Annotated in this window: 21 protein-coding genes, 6 tRNA genes and 5 pseudogenes; 22 read left to right on the top strand and 10 right to left on the bottom strand. The window is 62.6% G+C overall.

Annotated elements, in window-relative coordinates; genetic code table 11:
- The 4 genes and pseudogenes from GFY24_RS41485 to GFY24_RS44005 form a co-directional block, all read left to right on the top strand.
- A pseudogene (locus GFY24_RS41485) lies at positions 1-181 on the top strand (IS3 family transposase); the annotation flags it as partial.
- A gap of 49 nt (positions 182-230) precedes the next feature.
- Positions 231-782: a hypothetical protein gene (locus tag GFY24_RS40130; protein ID WP_153810346.1), complete on the top strand. Its 552-nt coding sequence runs from the start codon at positions 231-233 to the stop codon at positions 780-782.
- Positions 783-1,125: 343 nt separating this feature from the next.
- Positions 1,126-1,344 (top strand): hypothetical protein, encoded by a 219-nt coding sequence (locus GFY24_RS41480; RefSeq protein WP_194853214.1) that lies wholly within the window; start codon positions 1,126-1,128, stop codon positions 1,342-1,344.
- Between the two features lie 59 nt (positions 1,345-1,403).
- Positions 1,404-2,372: pseudogene (locus GFY24_RS44005) on the top strand (recombinase family protein); the annotation flags it as partial.
- 210 nt (positions 2,373-2,582) lie between these two features.
- On the opposite strand, the gene GFY24_RS42780 reads toward GFY24_RS44005, so the two are convergent.
- Positions 2,583-2,828, bottom strand: a complete 246-nt coding sequence (locus tag GFY24_RS42780) for a hypothetical protein (RefSeq protein ID WP_228567138.1) — start codon at positions 2,826-2,828, stop codon at positions 2,583-2,585.
- Positions 2,829-2,985: 157 nt separating this feature from the next.
- A tRNA-Val gene (locus GFY24_RS40110) sits at positions 2,986-3,060 on the bottom strand.
- 433 nt (positions 3,061-3,493) lie between these two features.
- Here GFY24_RS40110 and GFY24_RS40105 point away from each other — a divergent pair.
- The 5 genes and pseudogenes from GFY24_RS40105 to GFY24_RS40085 all read left to right on the top strand — a co-directional run bounded on the left by GFY24_RS40105 (position 3,494) and on the right by GFY24_RS40085 (position 5,483).
- Positions 3,494-3,565 (top strand) — tRNA-Gly (locus GFY24_RS40105).
- 23 nt (positions 3,566-3,588) lie between these two features.
- Positions 3,589-3,659, top strand: a tRNA-Cys gene (locus tag GFY24_RS40100).
- Between the two features lie 22 nt (positions 3,660-3,681).
- A tRNA-Val gene (locus tag GFY24_RS40095) sits at positions 3,682-3,756 on the top strand.
- Positions 3,757-4,323: 567 nt separating this feature from the next.
- Positions 4,324-4,539: pseudogene (locus GFY24_RS40090) on the top strand (helix-turn-helix transcriptional regulator); the annotation flags it as partial.
- A 215-nt stretch (positions 4,540-4,754) separates the two neighbouring features.
- Positions 4,755-5,483, top strand: a complete 729-nt coding sequence (locus GFY24_RS40085) for a hypothetical protein (RefSeq protein WP_153810345.1) — start codon at positions 4,755-4,757, stop codon at positions 5,481-5,483.
- A 143-nt stretch (positions 5,484-5,626) separates the two neighbouring features.
- Here the strand turns inward: GFY24_RS40085 and GFY24_RS40080 are convergent, their stop codons facing one another.
- Genes GFY24_RS40080 through GFY24_RS40070 form a run of 3 tightly spaced genes read right to left on the bottom strand, consistent with a single transcriptional unit; the run spans position 5,627 to position 8,545 of the window.
- Positions 5,627-6,640 (bottom strand): hypothetical protein, encoded by a 1,014-nt coding sequence (locus tag GFY24_RS40080; protein WP_153810344.1) that lies wholly within the window; start codon positions 6,638-6,640, stop codon positions 5,627-5,629.
- An 11-nt stretch (positions 6,641-6,651) separates the two neighbouring features.
- The gene (locus GFY24_RS40075; protein WP_153810343.1) at positions 6,652-7,971 is read right to left on the bottom strand and encodes a peroxidase; all 1,320 of its coding nucleotides are present in this window, start codon (positions 7,969-7,971) and stop codon (positions 6,652-6,654) included.
- Positions 7,972-7,984: 13 nt separating this feature from the next.
- The gene (locus tag GFY24_RS40070; RefSeq protein ID WP_153810342.1) at positions 7,985-8,545 is read right to left on the bottom strand and encodes a hypothetical protein; all 561 of its coding nucleotides are present in this window, start codon (positions 8,543-8,545) and stop codon (positions 7,985-7,987) included.
- A 165-nt stretch (positions 8,546-8,710) separates the two neighbouring features.
- Between GFY24_RS40070 and GFY24_RS40065 the strand changes: the two genes are divergently transcribed.
- Entirely contained in the window at positions 8,711-9,400 is a 690-nt protein-coding gene (locus tag GFY24_RS40065; RefSeq protein ID WP_153810341.1) for a hypothetical protein, read from the top strand.
- A gap of 112 nt (positions 9,401-9,512) precedes the next feature.
- Here GFY24_RS40065 and GFY24_RS40060 read toward each other — a convergent pair.
- A pseudogene (locus tag GFY24_RS40060) lies at positions 9,513-10,064 on the bottom strand (acyl-CoA dehydrogenase family protein); the annotation flags it as partial.
- Positions 10,065-10,570: 506 nt separating this feature from the next.
- On the opposite strand from GFY24_RS40060, the gene GFY24_RS40055 reads away from it, so the two are divergent.
- Positions 10,571-10,759, top strand: a complete 189-nt coding sequence (locus tag GFY24_RS40055) for a hypothetical protein (protein ID WP_153810340.1) — start codon at positions 10,571-10,573, stop codon at positions 10,757-10,759.
- On the opposite strand, the gene GFY24_RS40050 is transcribed toward GFY24_RS40055, so the two are convergent.
- Positions 10,760-11,344 carry a DUF4333 domain-containing protein gene (locus GFY24_RS40050; RefSeq protein ID WP_194853213.1) on the bottom strand — a complete coding sequence of 195 codons (585 nt, stop codon included), beginning with the start codon at positions 11,342-11,344 and terminating at the stop codon, positions 10,760-10,762.
- Between the two features lie 122 nt (positions 11,345-11,466).
- On the opposite strand from GFY24_RS40050, the gene GFY24_RS40045 reads away from it, so the two are divergent.
- The 8 genes from GFY24_RS40045 to GFY24_RS40010 all read left to right on the top strand — a co-directional run bounded on the left by GFY24_RS40045 (position 11,467) and on the right by GFY24_RS40010 (position 17,772).
- Positions 11,467-11,898, top strand: a complete 432-nt coding sequence (locus tag GFY24_RS40045; RefSeq protein ID WP_153810338.1) for a helix-turn-helix transcriptional regulator — start codon at positions 11,467-11,469, stop codon at positions 11,896-11,898.
- 86 nt (positions 11,899-11,984) lie between these two features.
- Positions 11,985-14,405 (top strand): excinuclease ABC subunit UvrA, encoded by a 2,421-nt coding sequence (locus tag GFY24_RS40040; protein ID WP_153810337.1) that lies wholly within the window; start codon positions 11,985-11,987, stop codon positions 14,403-14,405.
- 10 nt (positions 14,406-14,415) lie between these two features.
- The gene (locus tag GFY24_RS40035) at positions 14,416-14,826 is read left to right on the top strand and encodes a VOC family protein (RefSeq protein WP_153810336.1); all 411 of its coding nucleotides are present in this window, start codon (positions 14,416-14,418) and stop codon (positions 14,824-14,826) included.
- A gap of 152 nt (positions 14,827-14,978) precedes the next feature.
- Positions 14,979-15,338, top strand: coding sequence for a hypothetical protein (locus GFY24_RS40030; RefSeq protein WP_309231905.1), 360 nt, complete (start codon positions 14,979-14,981; stop codon positions 15,336-15,338).
- Between the two features lie 97 nt (positions 15,339-15,435).
- Positions 15,436-15,508, top strand: a tRNA-Gly gene (locus GFY24_RS40025).
- A 14-nt stretch (positions 15,509-15,522) separates the two neighbouring features.
- Positions 15,523-15,597, top strand: a tRNA-Val gene (locus GFY24_RS40020).
- 193 nt (positions 15,598-15,790) lie between these two features.
- Positions 15,791-16,009 (top strand): hypothetical protein, encoded by a 219-nt coding sequence (locus GFY24_RS40015; RefSeq protein WP_153810334.1) that lies wholly within the window; start codon positions 15,791-15,793, stop codon positions 16,007-16,009.
- 209 nt (positions 16,010-16,218) lie between these two features.
- Positions 16,219-17,772 (top strand): YncE family protein, encoded by a 1,554-nt coding sequence (locus GFY24_RS40010; RefSeq protein ID WP_153810333.1) that lies wholly within the window; start codon positions 16,219-16,221, stop codon positions 17,770-17,772.
- Between the two features lie 114 nt (positions 17,773-17,886).
- Here GFY24_RS40010 and GFY24_RS40005 read toward each other — a convergent pair whose 3' ends face one another.
- Positions 17,887-18,132 (bottom strand): hypothetical protein, encoded by a 246-nt coding sequence (locus GFY24_RS40005; protein ID WP_153810332.1) that lies wholly within the window; start codon positions 18,130-18,132, stop codon positions 17,887-17,889.
- 445 nt (positions 18,133-18,577) lie between these two features.
- On the opposite strand from GFY24_RS40005, the gene GFY24_RS40000 reads away from it, so the two are divergent.
- Positions 18,578-19,123, top strand: a complete 546-nt coding sequence (locus tag GFY24_RS40000; protein ID WP_228567137.1) for an SRPBCC domain-containing protein — start codon at positions 18,578-18,580, stop codon at positions 19,121-19,123.
- On the opposite strand, the gene GFY24_RS39995 is transcribed toward GFY24_RS40000, so the two are convergent.
- Both GFY24_RS39995 and GFY24_RS39990 read right to left on the bottom strand, forming a co-directional pair.
- Positions 19,089-19,556 carry an SRPBCC family protein gene (locus GFY24_RS39995; protein WP_153810331.1) on the bottom strand — a complete coding sequence of 156 codons (468 nt, stop codon included), beginning with the start codon at positions 19,554-19,556 and terminating at the stop codon, positions 19,089-19,091. The two genes, GFY24_RS40000 and GFY24_RS39995, sit on opposite strands and share 35 nt — an antisense overlap.
- A gap of 40 nt (positions 19,557-19,596) precedes the next feature.
- Positions 19,597-20,484, bottom strand: a complete 888-nt coding sequence (locus GFY24_RS39990; protein ID WP_153810330.1) for an RNA polymerase sigma-70 factor — start codon at positions 20,482-20,484, stop codon at positions 19,597-19,599.
- Positions 20,485-20,553: 69 nt separating this feature from the next.
- Here GFY24_RS39990 and GFY24_RS44000 point away from each other — a divergent pair.
- Both GFY24_RS44000 and GFY24_RS43550 read left to right on the top strand, forming a co-directional pair.
- A pseudogene (locus GFY24_RS44000) lies at positions 20,554-20,796 on the top strand (thioesterase family protein); the annotation flags it as partial.
- Positions 20,797-20,944: 148 nt separating this feature from the next.
- On the top strand, positions 20,945-21,385 hold the full coding sequence (locus GFY24_RS43550) for a hypothetical protein (RefSeq protein ID WP_375336168.1): 441 nt from the start codon (positions 20,945-20,947) through the stop codon (positions 21,383-21,385).
- Positions 21,386-21,911 lie beyond the last annotated feature (526 nt).

Below are 21,911 nucleotides of genomic sequence, written 5' to 3'. Positions count from 1 at the left end.
GGCGTCGGTCCACGACGGCACCGCCACCGAGATCCGGGCCCGCCGCGCGCAGGTCCTCGCCGCCGCCTACGCCACCAACCCGGGCCGATTTCGTGGCACACCGACCCCGCCCGAGCTCCCCGAAACGACCTGGATCAACCCGCCTCCGAAGGAGAACGCCGACACAGAACAGGCAGCCTGACCTGTCTCATCCGGTTTGACAGATTCCGTTAAGTGCTGACGATTGTGGGATGGCACAGGGCAATTCGAGTGGTCGACGTCGCGGGCTCACCATCGATGAAGTGCACTGGCACATTCTTCGAGAAGACCAACATCGTGCGAGCGTATCCGCGCGAACGGCTTCGGTGCTCAGTACCAATGCCCTAGTCGTCGCGGGAACCGCACTGGCCAACTCCATTCGAGGCGTTCAGCGGCTGAGTGCGGTCATGGTCTGCTCGACGATAGGGACGCTGGCATTCGTTGCGGCTTCGGTCGTGCTGGCATCCATGGCGCTTGTGACGCCGCGGAGGTGGACACCCAAGCGTGATGATGTGGACTTCGATTCCTCGATGGTCTACCACTACGGTTACTACGGTGGCCGCTGGGCCACCTTCGAGGACTTCCGCGCATCGATCACCGACCTCTCACCGGAACAGCAACTGCACGGCGCGGTCCTCGAGCTGTGGAAAGCCTCCTACACCCACCAGTACCGGTATCGAAAGCTGCGGATGGCGTCCCGATACCTGATTGGCGCGATCGTCCTCTTGGTGATCACCGTCGCGCTCGCGGCGATTCTGCGTTGACGCCTTCTTCGCTCGGCGAGTTTTCAATAGAATCAACACAGTTCGGTATACGGCTGGCATCTCAGCACGCCAGTTCTGTTGCATGAACTCATGCCGTTCATGCCTTGCACGCCCCGCAACCGTCGCAGTCAGCGGCGGCGAAAGATTAAGTTTCACGAATACGAGCACCTCCCGACGCCCAGAGGGTCGACCGCCGCCGCCCTGGTGGTCCTACAGCCCAGATCGTCCGTCGCCTACGTCCGCTTCGCTCGTTGTTCTAGCGCAGGCAATCTGCGAGATCTCTACCATGAGCAACCTTTTGGCGAATCAATTCCTCTTGCAATGCGCACTAGGAACAAGAATCTTGGATGGCACCGCGGCCGACAGCCAGGTCGCAGCAACACCTTTGCGCTCGGCAAGCGAGCGCGAGATGTCTAGTCGCGGTCAGACACCGATCGGCGACCGGAATGAGCACCAGTTGGTCGTCGACAGCGACCGCCGTGACCCACCGGATCTACGCAGGCTCAGCCGGGCGGTGATTGCGCTGGCGAAGGATTCCACAACCGCCGAGGAGGAAGAGTGAAAGATACGGGCGCCCTTGAACAGGCAGTCGCGTATCTGCGTGTCTCGGACAAAAAGCAGATGAACACGGCTATCGACATTGATCCCGACGGCAATTCGATTGCAACACAACGGAAGATCGTCGAGCAGCGAGCCGATACGTTGCCCGCCCGGATCGTCCAGGAGTTCGTCGAGCCGGGTGTCTCCGCGCAGTCCATCGAGAAGCGGGTCGAGTTCCAGAAGATGCTGGCCTACCTGCAGGACAATCCGCAGATCAAGTACGTCATCGTCTACATGCGATCACGTGCTTTCCGCAACTACATCGACGCCGCCGTCACCAAACGCCAACTCGACCTCATAGGCGTGACACTGATCTCGGCGAAAGAGGACTTTGGTACCGGGATCTACGCGGACATGATGGCCGCCATCACCGACATCTTCAACGACACCCAGAACAAACTTTCCGGCCAGGACATCAGCACCAAAATGCTGCACAAGGTGATGAACGGCGGTACCTGTGGGCGCGCGAAAATCGGTTACGTCAATGCCCGAATCCCATTCGAAGGCCGTCAGGTGAACACCATCAAGATCGACGAGGAGCGCGGGCCCCTGGTCGTGCAGGCGTGGGAACTCTACGCGACCGGCGATTACGGGATCGACGAACTGGAGGCGGCGATGGCCGATCTCGGGCTGACTTCCCCGCCTACAGGCCGGTACCCGGTTTCGAGGCCGGTATCTGCGTCCACCCTCCACAACATGCTGCGCGATCCGTACTACGTCGGATACGTCCCGTGGAAAGGCAAGATCTACCCTGGACGCCATGAGCCGTTGATCAGCCACGAGCTCTACGAACGCGTTCAGGATATTCTTCGGCACCGCAGCGCCAATGGAAATCGCGACCGCATTCACAACCACTATCTCAAGGGCTCTCTGTCGTGCATCCGCTGCCGCGGGGCGGGGCACACGTCGCGGCTTGTCTTCAACCAGACGACAAATCGCACCGGCAACAAGTACCCGTACTTCACCTGCAGCAGGAGCAAAGAGGGGTTGTGCGACCTCCCGAGCCTGCCTGTCGAATGGGTCGAGGAGGCAGTGGTCGAGCACTATCGCACGCTCCAACTCCCGTCCGATTTCGCTACCGAGAGCCGAAAACTCTTGGAAGAGATCGTCTCCGACGAACAGTCCACCATCCGTGACACGCACGCGAGCCTCAACCGCCAACTGAAGGACCTCGACAAGAAAGAGAACCGTCTGATCGATCTACTCGCCGACGGCTCGATGCCACAGGCGAAGATCCGCATGAAGCTGATCGAACTGAAGAGCCAGCGCAAGCGGCTTGAAGCCGGAATGACGAACACCTCGGAGAAACTCGCTATCGGTGCGAGCGTCCTTCGGCATGCCCTCGACCTCGTCGCAGATCCGTACACCCTCTACCGCGACGCCGGCCCTGAAGCACGCCGCCTCCTCAACGAGACCTTCTTCGAGCGCTTCTACGTCGATGATCACCAGGACTCGATAGAGCTGCGGATGGCCGACGAAAAGAGCTCCGTCTTTGCGGACCTCCATCAGGCCGGTCGGGCCTGCACAGGTCGCTCATCTCGCAGGAAGCTGAAAGGGGCTCACCCAAGCCAGCGAGCGAACGCTGGTTTGAATAAGCCCCTTATGGTGGTCCCAGCTGGGATCGAACCAGCGACCCCTCGCGTGTGAGGCGAGTGCTCTCCCGCTGAGCTATGAGACCGTGCGGGTGTTTGACCCGGCGTTTTCGTGCCGGTCCGAACGAGAAAGAACATTAACACGCACCACCCGTGACACACCAAATCGCGTGGACAACGCGGTGAAAACAGAGTGTGACGGGGGCGATCGGCGGGGAGCGGGAGTGGCGGCTGCCGGGGCACTCCCGGGCGAGGGTGCGCGGGAGTCGGCGAGGGTGCAGGCAGGGCGGCGACACGCCACGTGAAGCCACCATAGGTGCACGCCCGGGGAGCATTGAGGCGCGGGGGGAGAACGGAATCCGGGCCGCACGCTGCTGAACGTTCACCAACGGGTTTCGAACTACAGGCCTGTAGTTCACATTTACCCCCATTAACCAGGCGATTTGTTACCAGCGCTGCCTGTCGGCTAATGTTCTCTCTCGTCAGCCGGACGGCCTTCAAGCCCCTGGGAGACAGAGTGCGGATGTAGCGCAGTGGTAGCGCATCACCTTGCCAAGGTGAGGGTCGCGGGTTCGAATCCCGTCATCCGCTCGAAGGCCAACCCGGCCTTGGTTGGCGGTGTGGCCGAGTGGTGAGGCAACGGCCTGCAAAGCCGTGCACACGGGTTCGATTCCCGTCGCCGCCTCTTAGAGGCAAAATGTAATCTCGCGCGATTAGCTCAGCGGGAGAGCGCTTCCCTGACACGGAAGAGGTCACTGGTTCAATCCCAGTATCGCGCACCAACGTTCGACCAGGTCAGGCCCGGTATCCACCGGGCCTGTCTTACGTTCTGACCTACCTATGACCTGACGGGCCGATCAGCCATCCGCGCAGAACGTGCCGCCGCAAGCTCCGCAGAAGATCGGCGGGCCTTCTCCAAATGCCCAGCCCTTCCTCGGGCAGGATCCCGCACAAGAGCATCAGCCGCGACACTGTCTACACCTACCTGCGCGCTGCGACCGCAACGCAGGTCTCCCGACTGTCCGTGGCCATGAGAAAGTGGCTCTGGCGCATTTTCGATGATCTTGGGCGTGTCGATCTCGTTGGGACGCTATAGATCCGGGTCGTGGTTCTCGATGGCATCGCAAACACGTTGCTGGGCTTGCTGTTTCCACATCGCCGACCGCGGACTGTCCGGCGTGCGGCCGGGCGAGCGGTATCGATCCGATTGCGAGACAGACGGTTTCGCTATACCACCGCCGACTATCAACGGTCGATCTTCGCCGAACAGATCCCAGGCCTGGCCGAACGCTATCAGCGATGCAGCAGTCTGCTGACGACGCTGCTCACCCGGATCGGGCCGACTCTGGGCCGACGCCCCCGCTCTGCGGCACCCTGCTCAACCGCTGCCACTGACCGCGCGGGAGCGAGAGATCGCCACTTTGGTCGCGGCCGGGCTCACCAACCGTCAGATCGCCGACCGGCTGACGGTCTCGGTGCGCCCCGTCGTGGGTCACCTGTACCGGGCCTGCATCAAGCTGGATATCAGCGACCGGGAGACGTCCGGCGAACTCCTGCACGTATAGCAACAAAGCAGCAAACATTTGGCGCCACTAAAACCAGCCCCCCCACGTAGTTCGCTTGCCGCTGCGGCTTGATGCAACCTGTCAGCATTTTATGTGAGATGCAACACACCAATACACATGACAGAGTTACTTTACAGCTATCATTCTTGACGCACATCCGATAACCAGCGGCCAGGGGAGCTATTCCAAGTCGAATCAAGCGAGAGGGCGGTCACATGACTCGTCGGTACGGAGAATCCAAGACCAGCGCGTCGCGACGCGCCCTGCTGCCGATCGTCGGCGCGATCCCATTAGCTCTCGCGGTGACCTGCGCCAGCGCCACGGGCGACGCCGCGGCGCGGCCCAGCGTCCCGGCTCCCGCGCCCTTCGCGCAGCTCTGGACCAGCCCGGTGCAGCCCGGCGTCACCCTGCGGGCGATCAACTGGCAGAACCTGTACGCGCCCGAGCCCGTGGGGGTCGATGCGTTCAGTATCCCGGTGCCGAACAGTGTCCCTGACACCATGCTCGATAAGGCGAAAAACGCCGCAGCCTCCACCAATGCCTTCATCGACGGCGGGCTGCAGCCGGTCCTCGACGACACCCGCTACTCGGACAGGGTAACCGGGCTGACGGTGGGTGGTGGCGTCGCCGGTCTCGTCATCGGCGCGGCCGTGGGGGCGGTACCAGCTGCGGTGATCGGGGCCGTGCCGGGAGCGGTTATCGGGGCTGCGATTGGTGCGATTGCCGGCAGTTTCATCGGTGGCGTCGCCCTCGCCATTCCGACCCTGGGAGTGGGCGCGCCGATGGGAGCCATGGGTGGCGCCCTCGCGGGGGCCGGCGTCGGCGCTGTGGTAGGCGCTGTAGTCGGCGGCGTAGTAACCGCCGTTCCCGTTGGCATCGTGGGCGCAGCCGTCGGTTACGAGCTCGGCGCAGCCACCGGGACCGGTATCGGTTTGCAGAGCTGAGGGAACCAAGGCGGGAGTCGTTCTGACTCCACACAAAGACAGAACCCCCGCGGGGCATTCTCCGCGGGGGTTCTCGTCGACCAAAGCCGGTCCGGTCCACAGGTTCAGCCCGGGACCACATCAGTTTCGTCTTCAAATCGACGTCATCGCATGGTGGCGAGGTTGTACCAGAGGTTCTCGAGGCTTTCGGTGCCGCCGAACAGTGTGGTGAAGTTGGTGGAGTCGATCAGTACGATGTGGCCTGCACGGGGGCCGGTGGGTGGCATCCAGATCAGCGCGTTGAACTCCGTACGGCCGGCGGCGGTAAACGGGTGGGGCCGTTCGAGGTCGACGCGCTGGCGACCGAGGACTCGTAGCGAGTCGCTCTCCGGCGCGGTGAGCTCATAGTGCGGCAGGTGGGGGTGGAAGTTGAATGTGGTGACGTTGTCCAGCAGCCGGGGCGTGTCCAGATCTCGGAACCCGGTCAGTGGGGCGATCTCATTGGTGCCGTCGACGACTGCGGGGCGCAGGCCCCACTTGTTGTACACGGGAACATCGAGCGCCTTCATCAGCGAGCGCGTGTACTGGCCGAATCGCTGCTGACGGGGTACCAGTGGGTCGCCGTGATGCTCGTATTCGATTTGTCGCTGCGCGAAGTCGTCGGTAAAGCCGACGTCGTGGTGCGGCGCCAGCAGCAGGCAGGTGCCTTCGCGTCGCAGCCACTCCCGGATTGCGGCGCACTCTTCCGGCGCGGCCTCCTGCTCGGAGAGGATGTGATCGAGCCCGAACACCATGAGCGTGTCGGTGTCCGCCAGGATCCGCTCGTCGATCGGCAATGTGTAACCGGCCTGGTCGATGCGCTGGAACACGGCGACGGGATGACTGGTGGCCGCACCGGCCAGTTGCTGAAACGCCAGCGTCGAGCGATGAAACAGCTCCAATGTGCCCGCGATACCCTGCAGGAAGTGCGCTGCGTCGTACTCGAGGGTCTCGTAGCTCGGCCACGCTACATTGCGAACCTCGGTCATCGTGGAGAAGCGGTTGTACATTTCAGCGGGATCGCGTTGGGCCTCCCACGGATAACTCCACGTCCAATAGATGCTCATCCGCCGCCGCCCGTCGTGCTTGCGCGGGATGTGGTCCTGGTTGTAGGTGCGTGCCCGCGGCAGGGTGCTCATGTTGTCACCTCTCAACTGTCGAGCGTGGCCAGGTACCGCAGTGCGCTGATACCCGGCAGGAAGAAGTACGCGCCACCCATAAGCGTGGTGAATGCTGGTAGCCCCGCGAGCACCTTACGGATGGGCCGCTTGGGAATCGTGAACTCCAGGGTGCCGTCCTGGGTGCCGCAGATGGGGTCGTGTTCATTGCCGAGTTCGTGGAATGTCTTGTCGTTGATCCAGACGTTCTGGGCGAACTCGAACTGGCGGATCAGGCTGGCACAGATAATGAACGCGGCAATGCCTCGATCCACCCCGTCATCGGGGGCGTCGTCGGGCAGCGCCGGCCCATAGGTGGCGCCGCGGCGAATCATCCTGCGGCGGTGCATATTTGGCGCGGTATCGCGCGGGTTGAGTCGCCGAATGTGCGAGCCGAGCGGTACCGCGTAGCCGTGTGGGTCCATCTGTTTGTAGTTGAAGTCATTGTTCCGCATGGGATCTGCGCCCAGCTGTGGATCATCGCGGTCGGGGGCCAGCGCCAAGGGCGCGCCGCTCGGCCAGCGGCCCATGAGTTTCGCGGCGAGTAGCTCCTGCCCGTCCGGGGTTTCGGCGTGCTCGCGCAGATAGTTCCGAAACGCACCGACGTGCTCTTGCAGTCGCCGGTAGGCCATGTAGGTGCCGTTGCGGGACAACACCTCTGGCTGCGGCAATGTGTGAGGTGGTCCCTCCTCGTCTGGATAACCCAGGATGAATTCACCGGGTTTCAGCGGTCCGCCCGACCCCGGCGTCGGTTCTTCACCGGACCCCTCGATCACCGGCTGGGATAACCGGTCTCGGAACCCGAAATGGTCGTGGGCGTAGTCGAATGGCGGCGTCGCGTTCAGATCCAAGAACGACAACACGCGCACGCCCGGGCAGCGGGCCACCAGCTTGCGGTGCTCGGCGGTGCTCCGCTGGTGTTCGGCATCGGTGCGGGCGAACAGGATCGCGATCGCGTGCAGGTCATCACCGGCCAGCCCGCCCACCCAGTTATCGGGGTGATTGGCGCCCGTATCGCCCAGGATGTCGGCGCGGGCTGCCATGCCTTCACGGAACTCGTCGGGGAAGGTGGAAAGCGCTTCCTCCGACACGCCCAGCGCTCGCAGCCCGCGCCAAGTGAAGGCCAGCGTGATCCAGCGCTCGGAGCTGTCCATCGTGGCGCGCACGTCCGCAGCCGACTGAACCCGGTCCAGCAGCTCGGTCAACCAGGCCCGGCCACCGGCGGGATCGTCGAAGGACAGGAACTCGTAGCGGCCGGTCATTGCCGGGGTGCGGGTCAGCAGGATGTGCTGAATATCCTCGAGTTCGATCATCGGCCCGGCCGATCTACTGCATCTGATCGAGCATGTCGGAGAACGCCGCTTTGAGCCGCAATGCCTTTTTGATCTCGTCGGCAGTGGCGTAAGGGTACTCGCCGTATTCAAGGAAGCTCGAAAACTGGTGTTCCCGAACGAATTCGACGAACGCGTCCGGGTTTTCCTTCCAATCCTCCGGGAACCCTTCGAGATTCGTGAAAACGGTGGTGATACCGGTCTGGCTGAAGAGCGTGACGGCGTCCTCGGTGTACTTGTCGAAATCGGTGTCGAAAATGCCTTGATACTGGAAATGCAGTCCCGAGCCAACGTCGAACAACACCCACCGCAGATAATGCAGCCGCAGTGGCGCCAGCACATCTGGACTGCCCGCTACCGCATCTTCGATCTGCTTGCCGTATGCGCGAATCGCCTCTTCCCGACCGGGTTTCACCTTTGCGATGATCGAGAACCCATAGCAGGCAGGTGTCCGTGGATAAATCGGGCCGTACCGACCACGTTCCAGTTCGAAATAGCCCTCCCTCGGGATGGCCATCGCCGCCGGTTTGCTCCAGCCTTGATCGGTCGCTGGCATTGCGTCACCTACCCTAATCGTCGCAGTAAGCGGTACATCAGGCATGGTACGTACCTCACCAGCATTCCCGCAAAGATTCGGCTATCTACTGACGTACTGGATGTCGAGATAATTTTGGATGCCGAATCCCGGCCCCGGACGCCCCCGGTTTGACACGATGACCTCATGTCAACATCACCGCAAAACACCACGCGGTCGCCGACTCTGCACCATTTGTCGACGCCGCGGGCCGCCGCACTCGCCGGAATAGCCTTCACGGTGTTGTTCGGTACGACGCTGACCCTGATCTTCCTTGAAATGCCTGTGGGCCTTCAAAATTCAACTCAGTGGCTGGAGAACAAACACACTGCGATCAGGACGGCAACGGTGCTGATGCCCTTCGCTGGAATCAGCTTCCTGTGGTTCATCGGCGTCGTGCGCGACGGATTCGGGCGCTACGAAGACCGGTTCTTCTCATCCGTATTCCTCGGTAGCGGGCTGCTGTTTCTGGCGATGATGTTCGTCGCTACCGCGGTCGCCGCAGGCTTGGTGGACAGCAATACCGAAGTTACCGACCTGGCCGCCCGTGCCGAGGTGATCAACTTCGGCGCGCATTTCTTGGTTTCGGCGACCCAGACCTACGCGCTTCGCATGGCCGCCGTGTTCATGATCTCGCTCGCGACGATTTGGTTGAAGACCAGGCTGATGCCCCGTTGGCTCGCCATCCTCAGCTATTTGCTGGCCATGGCGCTACTCATCGCCAGTGACATGAGCAAGTGGGTGGAGATGGTATTCCCCGCCTGGGTTCTCGTGGTCAGCGGCCTTATCCTGGCCCGCCACGGACTCATTGAACAATTACGTACCCATCGCGATTGATGCTGTGCCAGATTACCCTCATGGACGAGCCGTCTCCCCGCTGTTCGCCCAATCTGGAACTGCTTTACCAGAGCGTGGCGGACAGACGCTTGCAATGCGACGATCGTGTTGGCCCGGTGCCGCGCAAACCGACCACGTGCCAGACATCATCGATGCGATAGTCGCTGCGAGGGATGAGGAACGAGCCGAAATCGACCGGCTTACCGTCCTTGATCACCGGTCCGCCGACGACAACCCAATCGGCGTGATCGCAGCCGGAGGACCAGGCCCACTCGACGCTCAGAAGGTAGCCGCTCTCGACGGTGCTGCCCGCACCCATCGGTGCGTACGAGGACGCGATCCGCGCGTCAGCGTCCTCGCCCCACACGTCTTGCTGCGCTTGCTGATCGAACAGTGCCAAGTGCCAGTTGTGGATTCCGAGGATGCCCGCGACCCAGCCTGTGGAGCCGCACGCGCTCGCGATCTTGCGGACGGTGTCGTAGAAGACGACCGGGTCCGCGGCCCGGCCGCCCAACTGGCGCGGCTGGAGCAACGTGAAGAAGCCGGTCTCCTGCAAACCTTTGATGGATTCGTCCGGGACGCGCCGCAGATCTTCTGTCTGCATTCTGCGCTCGCGCAGAATTGGCAGCAATGCCTCGACACGATCGATGATTTCCTGGGTCATCTCGCCGGATGCTCCTGACTGGTTGGTGACAGACGGACCCATTTGTCTTATTTCTAGAACCTGTTCCAGTCACTATCGAGCATGTTCCAACCGATGACCAGCAGGCGAAGTCAGCTGATTCTAGGGACTTCAGGCCATTGTCCGGCCCTCGTAGAATGCCTCGAGCTGACACAGTTCTGAAACATGTTCTAGCTCTTGTGAGGAGACTGTGATGGCGAGGAGGCCCCAAGTACGCAGCGGGAAGGCTGATCAAGGTCCATAGGCAGCGCCACCACGTCACTGGTTCAATCCCAGTATCGCGCACCATGGTTCGCAAGAAGGCCCGGCTTACGCCGGGCCTTTTTGCTGTGCCGAGCGAGGGTCGGAAGGTTGAGCCTTGGGCTGCATTTCGTTATAGAACTGTCGGCATGACGGTTCCGGTTCGCGGCAACAGCCCGCATGGTCAGTACCCTCGGCCACCTGCTCGGCGGCCCAGGCGCGGTCCGATCAAAGTGTCGTGGTTTTGGATGTTGCTGTTGATCGCGGGTGCGCTGGTGCTGCTTCCGCTGATACTGCTCGCGGGCATTGCGGTCACGCAGGGCCACCATCAGCCGGCGTCCACTGTTGCGCCGGTTCAGGTTTCGGGCTCCGCACCGGCGCCTACCACTCCGGTGCGGCCCTGTTATCCCTTCCAGTTGGACTGCACGCCGAGCTGATCAGCTGGGGTCGGCTATTTGCCAGCCGCTCATGCTGAGGTCGTGGGCGTTGTTCGGGAAGAGTTCGAAGTAGATTTTGCCGTCTTCGGATTTGGTGGTGCGGACGGTGACGTCGGTGGTCGAGTGGTCGGCGAGGATGGCTTTGCATTGAACGGAGTCGCCGGGGGTCCCGCGCAGCATGTTTTCGCAGGTGCCTTTGCTGGCGAGGAATCCGTTGAGGTCGTTGGCCGCGAGGCCGTAGTGCTGGGACAGGTTGCGAGCCAGGTCGGCCACGGTGGATTCGACTGATTTCGCGTACAGCAGAGTGTCTTTCAGCGTGACCGAGGCGCTGCCATCGAGGTTGGTGAGGTAGTGCTCGACTTCCCAGCGCGCGCCGTTGGTTTCGATGGCGGTACAGGTGCGGGTGGCGTTGATTGCGAACTTCTGGATGCCGGTGCACTCGACGGCCCGCACGTCGCTGCCGGTCTTGGATTTGAGGTATCGGGCGATGCTGTTCTGTACCTGGGTGTTGTCGGCGAGTTTGTCGTCGAAGGTGGTGTCGTAGGTGGTTGCGTCGCCGTCGACGGTTTCGACGATGGCGGTCATCAGCCACTTCTCGTTATTGCGGTCGATCGCGGTGCAGGTGGTTTTCTCGCCGAGGTGGGGAGCGGCAAGCGTCCGGCGCGGTCCCCTAGGCAAGGCAAATTCGACATGGCAATGTTCTAGGAATGACCAATACATCCGATCACCTGCGTGACTTGGCCCGGTTGCGCAAGGTGCGCGATCGTATCGATCGGGAGTACGCACAGCCGCTGGATGTCATGGCGCTGGCCAAGGACGCGCACATGTCGGCCGGGCATTTGAGCCGGCAGTTCAAGCTCGCCTATGGCGAAGCGCCGTACGGGTATCTGATGACTCGCCGGATCGAGCGGGCCATGACGTTGCTGCGGCGCGGGGATATGAGTGTCACCGAGGTGTGTTTCGCGGTGGGCTGCTCGTCGCTGGGCACGTTCAGCACGCGGTTCACCGAGTTGGTGGGTGTACCGCCGAGTACCTATCGCAAGCAGGAGGCTGATGCGACCGTCGGCATTCCGGCGTGCGTGGCGAAGCAGGTCACCAGACCGATCAGGAATCGAGAAGCGTCGGCTTCGGATCAGTAAATAGGCTGAACGCAGCAGACCGTAAGGGTTGAGCCGGGCACCGGTTCACCCCGCGCCCCTGTGGACCCGACGCAGATGGAGAGACCATGAGCACGCACGCGAAGACGAAACAGCCTGCCGCGCATGCCGCGGACAGTCATGAGTGGATCCGCGTGTACGGCGCGCGGGTGAACAATCTCAAGGATGTCAGCATCGCGATTCCCAAGCGGCGGCTGACCGTCTTTACGGGAGTTTCCGGTTCGGGTAAGAGTTCGCTGGTGTTCGGCACGATTGCCGCGGAGTCGCAGCGTTTGATCAATGAGACGTACAGCAGTTTCGTGCAGGGGTTCATGCCGTCGCAGGCGCGGCCCGAGGTGGATGTGCTGGAGGGGTTGACCACCGCGATTCTGGTGGATCAGCAGCGGATGGGGTCGGATCCGCGCTCGACGGTCGGTACGGCGACCGATGCCAATGCGATGCTGCGGATTCTGTTCAGCCGGCTCGGCAAGCCGTATATCGGTTCGCCGCAGGCGTTTTCGTTCAATGTGGCGTCGGTGAGCGGTGCGGGTGCGGTCACGGTGGAGAAGGCCGGGCGGCAGATTCGAGAGAAGCGGACCTTCAGTATTACCGGTGGTATGTGCCCGCGGTGTGAGGGCCGGGGTGCGGTCAATGACATCGATCTGACGCAGCTGTATGACGAGAACAAATCGTTGAACGAGTGCGCGCTCACCATTCCCGGGTACAGCATGGACGGCTGGTTCGGCCGGATCTTCACGGGCTGTGGGTATTTCGATCCGGATAAGCCGATCAAGAAGTACACCAAGCGTGAGTTGAACGATCTGCTGTACAAGGAGCCGACCAAGATCAAGGTCGAGGGCATCAATCTGACCTATGAGGGTTTGATCCCGCGTATTCAGAAGTCGATGCTGTCCAAGGATGTGGATGCGTTGCAGCCGCATATCCGGGCATTCGTGGAGCGGGCGGTGACGTTCGATGTGTGCCCGGAATGCCTTGGGACACGGCTCAGTTCGGAAGCGCGGTCTTCGAAGATCAAGAAGGTCGGCATCGCGGATGCGTGCGCCATGCAGATCAGCGATCTCGCGGAGTGGGTCAAGGGGCTCGATGAGCCGACGGTGGGGCCGTTGCTGGAATCGCTTGGGCAGACGCTGGATTCGTTCGTGGAGATCGGGCTCGGATATCTGAGCCTGGATCGTGCGTCGGGGACGCTGTCGGGTGGAGAAGCGCAGCGCGTCAAGATGATTCGGCATCTCGGGTCGTCGTTGACCGATGTCACGTATGTGTTCGACGAGCCGACCGTGGGTCTGCATCCGCATGACATCCAGCGGATGAATGATCTGCTGCTTCGGCTGCGGGACAAGGGGAATACGGTGCTCGTGGTCGAGCACAAGCCGGAGACCATCGTTATCGCCGATCATGTGGTCGACCTCGGCCCGGGGGCGGGCTCGGGCGGCGGCACGGTGTGTTTCGAGGGCACCGTGGAGGGATTGCGCAAGAGCGACACCATTACCGGCAAGCATTTCGACGACCGCACCAGGGTCAAGGCTGTCGCACGAAAGCACAAGGGTGCGTTGAAGATTCGTGGTGCCAAGACGAACAACCTGCAGAACGTGAATGTGGATGTGCCGCTCGGTGTGCTGACCGTGGTCACCGGTGTCGCGGGCTCGGGTAAGAGCTCGCTGGTGCACGGATCCATCCCCGGCAGTGACGATGTGGTGTCGATCGATCAGGCTCCGATTCGCGGTTCGCGGCGCAGTAATCCCGCCACGTACACCGGTCTGCTGGAGCCGATTCGCAAAGCCTTCGCCAAGGCCAATGGCGTGAAACCCGCACTGTTCAGCGCGAATTCGGAGGGCGCGTGTCCGGTGTGCAATGGCAATGGCGTCATCTACACCGATCTGGCGGTGATGGCCGGGGTTGCCACCACTTGCGAGGAGTGCGGCGGTAAGCGATTCCAGGCGGCGGTGCTCGATTACCATTTGGGCGGTAAGAACATCGCCGAGGTGCTGGCCATGCCGGTGGCCGAGGCCGAGGCATTCTTCAGCGACGGTGAATCGAAACTTCCTGCGGCGCAAAAGATTCTGCAACAGCTGGCCGCTGTCGGGCTCGGCTATCTGACCATCGGGCAGCCACTCACTACACTCTCGGGCGGCGAGCGTCAGCGTCTGAAGCTGGCCACGCATATGGGTGAGAAGGGCGGCATCTACGTTCTGGACGAGCCGACGGCGGGGCTGCATCTGGCCGATGTCGAGCAGTTGCTCGGTTTGCTCGACCATCTGGTGGATTCCGGCAAATCGGTCATTGTGGTGGAGCATCACCAGGCGGTCATGGCGCACGCCGACTGGATCATCGACCTCGGGCCGGGCGCGGGTCATGACGGCGGCAAGATCGTCTTCGAAGGCACGCCCGAAGACCTCGTGACCGCGCAATCCACGCTGACCGGCGAACATCTGGCCGAATACGTGGGTCGGTCAGGAATCAAGAAGCGCACGGCGCGGACTCGCGGATAGCGTTCACGTCATGGACCTATCGATTCTCAATACATTCCTCCCGCATGACGATCCGGAGGCTTCGCTGGCGTTCTACCGGGACGCCCTCGGGTTCGAGGTTCGCAATGACGTCAAGTACGGCCCGATGCGCTGGATCACCGTCGGGCCGGTCGGGCAGCCCGGCGTGTCCATAGTGCTGCACCCGCCGGGCGCGGACCCGGGTGTCACCGATGACGAGCGGCGCGTGATCACCGAGATGATGGCCAAGGGCACGTACGCCACCATCGTGCTGACCACCTCGGATATCAACGGCACGTTCGACAAGATCCAGGCGACCGGCGCCGAGGTCGTGCAGGAGCCGATGGATCAGCCATATGGCGTGCGGGACTGCGCTTTCCGCGATCCGGCGGGTAATCACGTACGAATCAATCAGGCGCTCTGAGGTTCCGGCCTGGGCAAGGTGGCTCGAAGTTCGCGCCCGAGTCGCTGACGGTGACGGTCAGCGACTCCCCCGGCGCCCCGCTGCGAGCGGATCCCCCGGCCGCCCGAAGAATGACCTGTTCCCTGGTCCGGGCCACCACTACGCTGCGGGTTGTGATCGAGATCGGTTCGCGGGCAAGGAAACTGCCGGCACCACCCGAGGTGGTGTGGGAATCGCTGACGCAACCCTCGCGGCACGGAGCGCGACCGTGGCTCAATCTGCTCCCCGATGAGATCGAACCGCGGGTGCTGCGCGCCGAGGAGCCCGGTGCGGTGGTGTGGTCCTCGCTTTGGCCGAGCCGCCCCGAGGACGAGATCCACTTCGAATTGATCGCAACGCCGAGCCGCGAGACTCTGCTGCGATTCACCTTGCTCACCCCGGGCGAGGCCCCCGATGACAGCAAGGCCGGGCATCTGCGCCAACGCCTCAACGTCCTACTGTTCGCGGATCTGAGGTTCTCGTACGGCGGGTGACCAGGATGCCCTCCGAACAGGCGATTTGCTTTCCGACCCGGTTTGTCCCTAAAGTTCTGTCCCGCAAGCCGATCGGCTCCCGAGCCCCGGCAAGCAAGCGGATGTAGCGCAGCTGGTAGCGCATCACCTTGCCAAGGTGAGGGTCGCGAGTTCGAATCTCGTCATCCGCTCAAAGGGGGAACACGCGCGATTAGCTCAGCGGGAGAGCGCTTCCCTGACACGGAAGAGGTCACTGGTTCAATCCCAGTATCGCGCACCATATTTCGACCAGATCGGGTCCGGTTTCGACCGGGCCTTCTGCCGATCTCTGACACACTGATCAGCCGGTCGGGTTCATATCGGGGCGCGGTTCGATTGGGGATTGGCAGACGCGAACGGCTCAGACGAACCGCTCAGCAAGCATCGAGCACGAATCGCCCTACGCTCTACCCGGCCAACCGTACGATCTCGGCATGGCCCCAGTCCCATATCCCGAGCCGCATAAGCTGCCCGTCGTCATGTGCCAGATCCCCAACTGTCCCTACCGTCGGCGCAACAAGCGCGGTGGATACGAGCACGTATGCCAACAGCACGAACGCATGTGGGACAAGTACAGGGACTTCGACCGGCCGCTCGACAAGTCGTCCGTTGAGCTGAAGTACACCCTGCACGGCTATCCGGCTGGTGACTGAGGTTGAGGTCGTAACCAACCGCCTAACCTTCACCCGGACTTTCGAGCAGGCCATTCTGGTTGAGCGTCTCAAAGATGATGTGAGAGCGCACCGGTGGATTGGATTCCTTGGCCAGCCGTGGATATCGTCGCTTCGACGGAGGGATACGGGGGGTCATGAATCAATCGCAGTATGCACCGCAGCCGGTTGGGGAATCGTCGGGGATGTTGGTGACAAGTGTTGTGGCCGACCGGGATACGGTTTTGCGGTTGAGCCGGGCTACGGCGGTGGCGCGGTGGCGGTCGCCGGCGGGGCTGGGGTTCATTGCGGCGATTCCGCTGATTCTGATGGGGCGGCGGATTGTCGAGGTTGTTTCTGCCGCGGGTCGTGCGGATTTGTGGTTTCTCGACTTGATCGTGGTGTATTTCGGGCTGTTGGCTGTCACGGTCGTGATTGGGGTGCTCGTCACCGGCGTGCGGATGATGCGGCGTGATGGTCGTGTGATGGCGTATGCCGCGGCGGGGTCGACGATATCGGTTCGGTTTCAGCGGGATTCGCTGGAGCTCGGGTTGGCGACCGGGACAAACGTGGTCGCGTACAACGATATTCGGGATCTTTTCGCTGTCGGCGGGTCGGTGTTTCTTCGGGTTCGGGGATCGCATGGGGTGGCGCTTCCGCGTGAGTTGTTCCCGGAGGCGGCTTTTCAGCTTATGGGTCGGCGGCTGGGTGGCAGGCGTGCGGTTGGGATCGTCGCGGCGGTTGTGGCTGTCGTGCTTGTGGTGGCGGTCGGGGCATGGGTGTTGGTGCACCGCAATGATTCTCCGCACGCGCTCACTGTGCGTAAGAGTATTCCGCTCGAATGCAGCGCCGACACGTTCACCGTGTATGCCGACACCGCGTATCTGGCTTGCTGGGATGACAATGTTCGGATTCTCGATATCGCTTCCGGGACGGTGACCGCTGTTATTCCGGTCGGGCCGAACGCGCACGGCATCGCGTTCGACCCCACGACGCGAAGGCTGTACGTGGCCAATAGTGAAATCGGCGGCGGGAACAGTCGAGTCAGCGTGGTCGACACCGATGCCGAAGTCGTCCGGGAGACTATTCCGTTCGCGCGCGGGCTGTGGCGGGTTGCGATCGACGTTGCGGCACATCGGCTTTACGTCGGCGGACACGGGCTGCAGCCGCAGCATGACACGATCGGAATCATCGATACCTTGTCGAGCGCGGCAATCGGCGAGGTACCGGTCGACAGGTTCGCCCGCGATATCGTCGTCGACCCCGCCACAAATACCGTGTATGTGGGATTCGAGGCTCCCGCGCCGATCCATGTGATCGACCCTGCCACGATGGCGGTGACCGCCACCATCCCGTTCGGCGATCGCATCCGTGGCCTGGACGTCGACTCCGAAACCCACACGCTGTACGCGGTCGGTGACGGAAACTCCAGCTCCGTCGATGAATTGCGGATTCTGAAGATCATCGACACCACCACTGGCACCGTCCGCAGCACCGTGCCGCTGGCCCCTTCGGTGTGGGCGGTCGCGGTCGATTCCACCGATCACAGCGCCTACACGCTCGAGGAAACCTACCAGACCAAGACCGATCCCGAGGCCGGCACCGGATCGGTGCGGGTAGTCGATACCGAAACCGGTGCTGTCAATGCGCCGGTCATCTTCAGCTCCGGCGACGATGTCGGCGTATTGGCAGAAGTAGCGGTCGATCCCGTCACCCACCGCGTCTACGCCCTCGAGGTCCACAAGATCCACATGCTGTCGCGCTGAGCGCCGCGGCCGTCTCCCCCGGGTATCCGGAGCCCTGCAGAACAGCGTGGTCGCGAATTGAAGGCGGCGGTGGGCAGGCCGTGAAAGTTCATGGCCTGCCCCAGGATTGGACGATCAGTGAGCGGAGAGGCTGCTGAAGACGCCTTCCCAGTAGCCGCCGCTGAAGGCGCTGCCGAGGGCGGCGGCGGAGCTGCCTGCGTTTACCGAGCCTGCGCCGACGGCATTGCCCAGGTCGGAGGCTGAGCCGGGGGTGATGTCTACTTCCGAGGCGGTTAGTGGGATGCCTTGTGCTGCAGCGGTTCCGGTGGCCGCGCCGAGGAGAGCGCAGGCGGCAGCGCCGACGAGAATGGTTCGCTTCATGAAATTGTCCTATCAGTTCGCCCAGGCAGACGCGGTGTCCCCCGCCCCGCCGGGTCAGAGCATATGAAACATCTTCAGTTCAGATGGCCGTTTTCGATTACGCGCCACGGTTGACGGCGCTACCGGCGCGGGGTGCGGCAACCGCGGTCGGTCGCCTGAATCCGCAGGAGATATCCACCGCCCAGCACCCAAGTGCAGGAGTGCCAGTACACCTCGCCGCGAGGCGTTTTCGTCTCCGGTCGCGCGCCTGCCGCAGTTGGCCCCGCATCGCCGATCGTGCAGGGTTCACGCAATCCCCCGGTATCCCCCGTGGCCGATGCGCCCGAGTCCTCGCCGCTCGAGCAGCTCGCCCGAACCACCGCACACAGCATCGCGGAGAGAAATCTTGCGGCGGGGCGCGGCGGATTCTGCCCAGAACTCATGGGCAGCAAGGTATCTCATGCCGATGACAATTCCGGGCGATGGATTACGGGAGCGCGGAGTGCCGGACTGCTACCTTTCGATTGTCGTGGCATGGTGGTGGGATGGTGGGAAACAGCGAGGGGTGTTGAGGATGGATGATGCGGAGTTGAATCCGGCGGCGGTGGAGATCGGGAGGTTCTTCGCGCGGCCGCCGGAGGTGGTTTGGGGGGCGTTGACTCGGCCGGAGGTTATGGAGCGGTGGCTCGCCCGGACTGTCGGGTTCGAGGCCGAGGTGGGGGTACGGTTCATTTTGGTGTTTCCTACCGAGCCGCCTTCCGAGGTCGCGGCCGAGGTGCTGGTGGCTCGGCCGGGGGAACAGTTGACGTTCAGTTGGGTTTATCTGCGGCCGGAGAGTCCGGTGCGGTGGGTGGTGGATTGGACCATTCAGCCGCAAGGGCGGGGGACGCGATTGTTGTTGACGCAGACCGGGTTCGATATCGAGGACAAGCGGCAGAAGATGGCGCGCAATGCGATGGAACGCGGGTGGCGGAATCTCATGCCGAAGTTGGCCGAGGTGATCGAGAGCTGAGGTCGTCGGCGCAGGCTCGCAGGATGCGGCCGAAGACGTGCGAGACCAGGGGGCGCGCGATCAGGCGGGTGGCTGTTGCCGCGGCGAACGGGACAGCCATTTCGGTGGTGGTCACCCAGGTGACCCTGGTGCCCTCGGGAACTTCGGTGAAGGTCATGGTGCCGCCCTCGTGGCGCGCCAGCGGGAAGCTGCGGTCGACCACGTAGCCGAAGGAGTGCGGGGCGTCGTAACGGGTGATGCGTTCGTGGAAGTGGCCGATGAACCAGGTGTGTACACGGATCGCGCCCTCGCCCCAGGGTGCGTCGCGGCCGGGCTCGGCGAGCCGGTCGCGCAGGACCCAGCGGGAGCGTTCGTAGTTGGTTGTTGTTGCGCACCAGTCGAATACCTGGCCGATGGGTGCGGCGATGGTGCGCTCTACGGTGATGGTTTCCATACGTCCAGGACACCGCCCGGTCCGGGACCGTGACATGAGATCAACTGTGGTCTGCGTCACGCCGGAGTGTGTGCACCACATTCGTTGTGCGTAGTTTGTCGGGATTGCGGACGGCGTACAGGCCGGTGATGAGACCGCCGGAAACCTCGACCAGCATGATCGAGTCGAGCTGCCCGGCCGTGGTGCGGCACAGCAGCGCGGGGAGCGCGTTGAAGCTGCCGAGCTCGAAGGTCATGTCCGCCATCGGCCCTCGCGCCAAAGCGATCAGGTACTTCGCCACCCGCTCCGGGCCGAGGATGGGGCGACCGGCCACGGTGACCTTGCCGCCGCCGTCGGAGATCTGAACCACGTCCGGGGCCAGCACCTCCATCAGGGTCCGCACGTCGCCGGTGCGGGTGGCCACCGCGAATTGGGCGATCACCGCACGACTGGTGTCGGTATCGGGTTCGAATCGTTTGCGCCTGGCCTGTACATGTTCGCGCGCACGATGCGCGATCTGGCGGACGGTCGCATCGGTTTTGCCGATCATGTCGGCGATCTCGACGAGTGAATGCCCGAATACCTCGGAGAGTACGAAGACGGCGCGTTCGGTCGGACCGAGGGTTTCGAGAACGAGCAGCATGGCCATCGAGACCGATTCGGCGAGCAGAATGTCATGGCTGGCATCGTGTTCGGTACGAATCGGCTCGGGCAGCCAATTACCCACATACTCTTCGCGCCGCCGCCGCACCGTGCGCAGCCGATTGAGCGCCTGACGGGTGACGATCTGCGTCAGATACGCCTTCGGATGCTCCACCGCATCCGCGTCGCGCCAGCGAAGATAGCTGTCCTGCAGGACATCTTCCGTGTCGGCCGCACTGCCCAGGATCTCGTACGCGATCGTGAACAACAGCGGCCGCAAATCGTCGAACGCCCCCAATTCGCCCATGGCTACCAAAGTAGCCCGCTGATCTTTCTGCTGCTGTAATGCAGGGAGATCTTGGCAGCAGGAGGGGAAATGGTCGCATTCTTCACGGAGTCGGACGGACGGTTCAGCGCCACGCAATTGGCGGTGAGTGCCTGGAGTTCGGGGCAGTTGGCGGGGACGGGAGTGTGTGGGTTGCTCGCCCGGGAGATGGAGACGCGGTCGCCCGGAGTCGGGTTCGTGCCCGCCCGGTTCACCGCTGATCTGTTCCGGCCGGTGCTCAATGAGCCGATCTCGGTGGGCAGTGAGGTGGTGCGCGATGGGAAACGGGTGCGGGTGATCGATGCTTCGATCGTGCAGCAGGATGAGGTGCGGGCGCGGGCCAGCGTGATGTATTTGGCTGTGGGGGAACAACCTTCGGGGCAGGTCTGGCAGGCGGAGCGGGATTATCCGCTGCCGGAGCCGGGGCTGAATACGCCCGAGGGTGATCCGCCGCTGTTCAAGAGTGGGGAATTCGAGTGGAGCGCGAAGTTCGGGTCGGGGCAGAACAGTGAGCGGAAGTGTGTGGCACAACCTGCCCGCGCTGGTCGAGGGCGAGCGGATTACGGCTTTTCAGCGGGCCGCGTTCATCGGGGACGCCACGAATCTGGTGTGCAATTGGGGGACGGAAGGGGTCGGATACATCAATAGTGATGTGACAGTGACGCTTTCGCGGTTGCCCGAGGGGCATGAAGTGGGATTGCTTGCGCGCGATCAGATGTCGGCGGAGGGTATCTCGGTGGGCACTGCTGTCATGTATGACCGTATCGGGCCGGTCGGGACCTGTGTGGTCACCGGGATTTCGAATGTGCGGCGGCAGGTGGATATGGCGGCGTTCGAGGTTTCTGCTTCGCGCCGATCTGGAATGGTCACGGGGCCTTCGTAGCAGACTCGGGCGGATTACCCTCCGCCCCAGCGGGGTTCGGAAGAATGCCACGATTTTTCGGAGTGGTTACCTCGCCTGCCGTACCCGGCTTTAGGTCCCCCAGTTGGGAGCCGCACTCTCACGTCCCAGCCTGGTCGGCTGGCCGTGGGAACCTTCAGAACCACAACGACGAAAAGACAAGAAAAGAAGAACCAAAACAAGAACAAACAAGACAAAAGACGCCAGGACGAGAAGAGACAAGAACCTTCGAAGACCTGGACGTGTGATCAACGGGAACTGGGCGGGGGCATTTCCGGCGTGTCGCCCCGGTCAGTTCCCGGTGATCGATTGTCCAGATGGCGGGTGGGGTGTTTTGTCTTTTTCGTTGTGGTTCTGAAGGTAACCACGGCCACCCGGCCAGGCTGGGTCGTGAGTATTCGCGCCCAAAAGGGGGAGCGAAAGCCGGGTACGGCAGACGAGGTTCCCACACCGAAAAATCGTGGCCATCCTCCGAACCCCGCCGGAGGCCGAAGGTGATCCGCCCGAG

The organism is Nocardia sp. SYP-A9097, from assembly GCF_009649815.1.
Taxonomy (GTDB): domain Bacteria; phylum Actinomycetota; class Actinomycetes; order Mycobacteriales; family Mycobacteriaceae; genus Nocardia.
Note: the sequence above shows the minus strand (reverse complement) of the source record. Positions and strands in the feature narration are given on the sequence as shown.

Coding starts and splice junctions, on each gene's coding strand:
- GFY24_RS40130 (WP_153810346.1), top strand. CDS start 231: ATGGCACAGGGCAATTCGAGTGGTCGACGTCGCGGGCTCACCATCGAT.
- GFY24_RS40085 (WP_153810345.1), top strand. CDS start 4,755: ATGACTCGTCGGTACGGAGAATCCAAGACCAGCGCGTCGCGACGCGCC.
- GFY24_RS40080 (WP_153810344.1), bottom strand. CDS start 6,640: ATGAGCACCCTGCCGCGGGCACGCACCTACAACCAGGACCACATCCCG.
- GFY24_RS40075 (WP_153810343.1), bottom strand. CDS start 7,971: ATGATCGAACTCGAGGATATTCAGCACATCCTGCTGACCCGCACCCCG.
- GFY24_RS40070 (WP_153810342.1), bottom strand. CDS start 8,545: ATGCCAGCGACCGATCAAGGCTGGAGCAAACCGGCGGCGATGGCCATC.
- GFY24_RS40065 (WP_153810341.1), top strand. CDS start 8,711: ATGTCAACATCACCGCAAAACACCACGCGGTCGCCGACTCTGCACCAT.
- GFY24_RS40055 (WP_153810340.1), top strand. CDS start 10,571: ATGTTGCTGTTGATCGCGGGTGCGCTGGTGCTGCTTCCGCTGATACTG.
- GFY24_RS40050 (WP_194853213.1), bottom strand. CDS start 11,344: ATGACCGCCATCGTCGAAACCGTCGACGGCGACGCAACCACCTACGAC.
- GFY24_RS40045 (WP_153810338.1), top strand. CDS start 11,467: ATGACCAATACATCCGATCACCTGCGTGACTTGGCCCGGTTGCGCAAG.
- GFY24_RS40040 (WP_153810337.1), top strand. CDS start 11,985: ATGAGCACGCACGCGAAGACGAAACAGCCTGCCGCGCATGCCGCGGAC.
- GFY24_RS40035 (WP_153810336.1), top strand. CDS start 14,416: ATGGACCTATCGATTCTCAATACATTCCTCCCGCATGACGATCCGGAG.
- GFY24_RS40015 (WP_153810334.1), top strand. CDS start 15,791: ATGGCCCCAGTCCCATATCCCGAGCCGCATAAGCTGCCCGTCGTCATG.
- GFY24_RS40005 (WP_153810332.1), bottom strand. CDS start 18,132: ATGAAGCGAACCATTCTCGTCGGCGCTGCCGCCTGCGCTCTCCTCGGC.
- GFY24_RS40000 (WP_228567137.1), top strand. CDS start 18,578: ATGACAATTCCGGGCGATGGATTACGGGAGCGCGGAGTGCCGGACTGC.
- GFY24_RS39995 (WP_153810331.1), bottom strand. CDS start 19,556: ATGGAAACCATCACCGTAGAGCGCACCATCGCCGCACCCATCGGCCAG.
- GFY24_RS39990 (WP_153810330.1), bottom strand. CDS start 20,484: ATGGGCGAATTGGGGGCGTTCGACGATTTGCGGCCGCTGTTGTTCACG.